Annotated in this window: 2 protein-coding genes; both read left to right on the top strand. The window is 38.5% G+C overall.

From position 1 onward, the window contains the following. Positions 1-505: RHS repeat-associated core domain-containing protein (locus IM295_RS22885; RefSeq protein ID WP_305040918.1), on the top strand; the 505-nt coding region annotated here is incomplete at its 5' end. 5 nt (positions 506-510) lie between these two features. Then, complete coding sequence (locus tag IM295_RS22880; protein WP_045631653.1) at positions 511-831, top strand: hypothetical protein; 321 nt, start codon at positions 511-513, stop codon at positions 829-831. Positions 832-1,202: the final 371 nt, after the last annotated feature.

Below are 1,202 nucleotides of genomic sequence, written 5' to 3'. Positions count from 1 at the left end.
GCAGCAGGACCCGATAGGGCTGGCGGGGGGGATTAACCTTTACCAATATGCGCCTAACCCTATTAAATATATAGACCCGCTTGGATTATGTAAGGCTGAAAGAGCAAGAGCGCGCCAAGCTAAAATGCTAAAAGATGATGTAGGATATAATATTAGTCCAAAAAGTTGGGATCAATATCCTGCAATCGGTCGAGATGGTACATTTATTACAGACAAAAAAGGGGCATTGAAATATTTCAATGGCATTGAAGACGGAGATGTAACTATAACTAAATCTCTTGCTTCAAAAATTGAAAAAGATATGGGTTTATACCCAGGATCTTTAAGTGAAGGATTTAATATAAGAAAGATTGGCGGCATCTCTAATATGCAGCCACGAAGCCCATTAAGTGGGAATGATTATTTCTTAGGTCCGGGCCAACATTTACCTGGCGGGGCTCCAGAAATGGTGGTAAATTCTGTACCAACATCAACTCCAGTAGCTATAAGGGTGAATGTAAATTGAATAAGATGCCAAGTAATTCGATTATTGTTATTGACATGGCTGGGACTAGTGTGAAAATACGAGTTCTGGGAAGTGATTTAATTAGAAAAATGCAGGCGATAGGTTTTTCATTAAAAGATGAGCTTATGGTTTTACCTGTAATAGACGAACAGGATAAGCAAAGGATAATAAGACAGTTAGTTGACGAAGGCGCTCTTTTTTTATTTGGATATGGTTGGTATCCATCCGAAGTCATGGATTATTACAAGGAGCAAAGCATCAACTTTGGTAAATATAAGATTATATACTGGAGTGATAAAGATACATACCATATAGAGGAAAGATAACCCCTCATAAAATAAATGCTGGAGAGCACTTATCAATCATTTTGATAATCTTAGAAGCACAAGGCCGAAAGAGATTTGTATTTCATCGGCTGAATGCCCTTTTTTACTTAAATTCAACAATCCTTAGGTAGTAGTTGTTTTTTGTTGTTTCATAGTACAACAACATGGCTTGTATGATAGGTTTTATCCCTATGATATGGGGCATAACGTGTTGTCTAGATGAGAACCTGCGTGCTGAATTCACTTTTAATAATAAAATTATAACGACAGTAGTGCCTTAAAATGGCTTACGCAGAGGGGCATTCTTGCTAGATGTGAGAGTCTTCCCTTACCGGTGGAGCGTTTACGCTAGCAGCAGGACCCGATAGGGC

Origin of the sequence: Enterobacter cloacae complex sp. P14RS (genome assembly GCF_014895895.1) — a bacterium.
Taxonomy (GTDB): Bacteria; Pseudomonadota; Gammaproteobacteria; order Enterobacterales; family Enterobacteriaceae; genus Enterobacter; species Enterobacter bugandensis.
This window is presented reverse-complemented; position numbering and strand designations above follow the sequence as displayed.

What these genes read in the sequence shown, in the direction of transcription:
- IM295_RS22880 (WP_045631653.1), top strand. Translation starts at nt 511, where the DNA reads ATGCCAAGTAATTCGATTATTGTTATTGACATGGCTGGGACTAGTGTG.